The organism is Aeromonas cavernicola, from assembly GCF_002795305.1.
In the GTDB taxonomy this organism is placed as follows: domain Bacteria; phylum Pseudomonadota; class Gammaproteobacteria; order Enterobacterales; family Aeromonadaceae; genus Aeromonas; species Aeromonas cavernicola.
The window spans coordinates 1-2,329 of record NZ_PGGC01000270.1; the positions used below are offsets into that span (position 1 = coordinate 1).

The window sequence follows — 2,329 nt, forward strand, 5'->3', positions numbered from 1 at the left end:
ACCACCACACACTGCACGCCAAAGCGTTCGGCCAAGCGGCTGATCAGGGTGGGGTCAGCCAGCGCGGGGGAGTTGATAGAGACTTTATCTGCGCCAAATTCCAAGATTTGCCGCGCATCTTCCACGCTTTTGATGCCGCCGGCGACGCAAAAAGGGATGTCGATCACCTCCGCCACTCGGCTGACCCAGCTCTTATCGACCACGCGGGCATCACTGGAGGCGGTGATGTCATAAAACACCAGCTCGTCAGCCCCTTCCTCGGCGTAGCGGCGCGCAAGCTCGACGATGCCGCCCATCACCTCATGGTTACGAAATTGCACCCCCTTGACCACCACGCCATCTTTGACGTCGAGGCAGGGGATAATCCGTCTTGCCAGCATCAGTGTTCTCCTCGTGTGTCGGTGGCGGGAACTTGCCAGCAGGCGATGGCATCACCCACCGAAAATTTACCCTCCAACAGGGCGCGGCCCAGAATAATCCCCTTGACCCCCGATCCCTTGAGCGCCTCAATATCTTGCAGGCCGCCAATGCCGCCAGAGGCTTGAAAGGCCACGCTGGGGTAGCGGGCGCAGAGATCGCGATAGAGCGCGACATTGGTGCCCGCCAAGGTGCCATCACGGCTGATGTCGGTGCAGAGCACATGCTTGAGCCCGGCGGGGAGGAAGCGCTCGATCAGCGCCTCAATGGTCACGCCGCTGTTCTCTTGCCAGCCCGCGACCGCGATATGGCGATTACCTTGAGCATCAATGTTGACGTCCAGTGCCAGCACGATGCGCTCGGGGCCATATTTGGCCATCCAGCTGGCCACCAGATCGGGGGATTTGACCGCGGTCGAGCCAATCACCACCCGACTTGCCCCAGCGGCCAGCAGATCGGCCACATCTTGCTCGCTGCGCACCCCGCCGCCCACTTGGACCGGTGCTTCGGTGGCGGACAGCAATTGGGTCAGCAGCGTAAGTTGGCGCGCCTTGGCATCTTTGGCCCCATCAAGATCGACCAGGTGCAGCTGGACCGCCCCTTGCGACACATACTCATCAAAACGCGCCTGTGGGCTGTCGCTGTAGGCGGTCTTTTGGCCGTAGTCACCCTGATAAAGACGGACTACCTGACCATTAATCAGGTCGATTGCAGGAATGATCATAGCTGTCATAGCTCCAGAAAATTTTGCAGCAAACGGGCGCCGGCTGGGCCGGAGCGCTCTGGGTGGAATTGGGCACCGAAGAAGTTACTGTGCTCTGCAACTCCGCCCACGATGGCGGTGAAAGGCTTGCCGTAGTCGCAGGTGGCGATAGTGGCGGCGGTTACCTCCAGGGCGTAGGAGTGGACGAAATAGAAGTAACTGCCGCTGGCAATCCCCTTGAGCAGGGGGTGGGTTTCGTCATGCTCAATTTGGTTCCAGCCCATGTGAGGTAAACGCAGGTTGCCCACTTCCATCAGCTGGATCTTGCCCGGCACGATGCCAAGGCAGTCGATCAGGCTGTCGGCGTGGTCGTCCCCTTTCATGCTCTCCTCGGATGCGGCCGCCAGCATCTGCATACCAAGGCAAAAGCCCAGCAGCGGCTGTTTGGCGGCACGAATGAGGGGCACCAGCCCCCGTTCGTTGAGGTTGTGCATGGCGGCCACCGCAGTGCCGACACCGGGTAGGATCAGCTTGTCAGCCTGCTCGATATCGGCGGCTTCGCGGCTGATCAAGGGGGTCACACCAAGGCGTTCGAACGCCATTCTGACCGAGGCCAAGTTAGCGCAGCCGGTGTCGATAATGACCAGTTTTTGTTTGCTCAGCGCCATCACAACACTCCTTTGCTAGAGGGAAGCGCGTTGCCTTCCACCCGAATCGCTTGGCGCAGGGCGCGGCCAAAGCCTTTGAACAGGGCTTCAACCTGATGGTGGGTGTTGCCGCTCCCGACTTTCATTTGCAAGGTGATGGCCATGGCGTCGGAGAGGGAGCGGAAAAAATGGGGCACCATTTCGGTGGCCATCTCGCCTACGGTATCGCGGCCAAAGCCGCTTGGGCAATCGAACACAAAGTAGGGCCGACCGCTTAAATCGAGGGCGGTGGCGATCTCTTGCTCGGTCAGCGGGCGGGCATCAATGGCGGCCTGTACCTCGTCCATCGCGAGCACAAAGCCGAAACGGCCGATGCCGCGCTTGTTGCCAAGGGCTTGGCGCAGCGCCTGACCCAGTGCCAGCCCGACATCCTCCACGGTGTGGTGATCGTCGATATGCAGATCGCCACTGACGTTCAGCGTGAGCTGGAAACCGGCGTGAGTGGCGATTTGATCGAGCATGTGATCAAAAAAGCCAATGCCAGTGGCGATCTGGCTGTTGC

Annotated in this window: 3 protein-coding genes and 1 pseudogene; all 4 read right to left on the bottom strand. The window is 60.3% G+C overall.

Features of this window, described 5'->3' with window-relative positions; translation table 11 throughout:
- Positions 1-380 (bottom strand): HisA/HisF-related TIM barrel protein (locus CUC53_RS18455; protein ID WP_201796807.1); only part of this gene is annotated, 380 nt, incomplete at its 3' end.
- Positions 380-1,141 carry a 1-(5-phosphoribosyl)-5-[(5-phosphoribosylamino)methylideneamino]imidazole-4-carboxamide isomerase gene (gene hisA / locus CUC53_RS18460; protein ID WP_100295423.1) on the bottom strand — a complete coding sequence of 254 codons (762 nt, stop codon included), beginning with the start codon at positions 1,139-1,141 and terminating at the stop codon, positions 380-382. The genes hisA and CUC53_RS18455, both read right to left, overlap by 1 nt.
- A 5-nt stretch (positions 1,142-1,146) precedes the next feature.
- The gene (gene hisH / locus CUC53_RS18465; protein WP_100295424.1) at positions 1,147-1,788 is read right to left on the bottom strand and encodes an imidazole glycerol phosphate synthase subunit HisH; all 642 of its coding nucleotides are present in this window, start codon (positions 1,786-1,788) and stop codon (positions 1,147-1,149) included.
- Positions 1,788-2,329 (bottom strand): annotated as a pseudogene (locus CUC53_RS18470) (bifunctional histidinol-phosphatase/imidazoleglycerol-phosphate dehydratase); the annotation flags it as partial. The gene hisH and the pseudogene CUC53_RS18470, both read right to left, overlap by 1 nt.

What these genes read in the sequence shown, in the direction of transcription:
- hisA (WP_100295423.1), bottom strand. Translation starts at nt 1,141, where the DNA reads ATGATCATTCCTGCAATCGACCTGATTAATGGTCAGGTAGTCCGTCTT.
- hisH (WP_100295424.1), bottom strand. Translation starts at nt 1,788, where the DNA reads ATGGCGCTGAGCAAACAAAAACTGGTCATTATCGACACCGGCTGCGCT.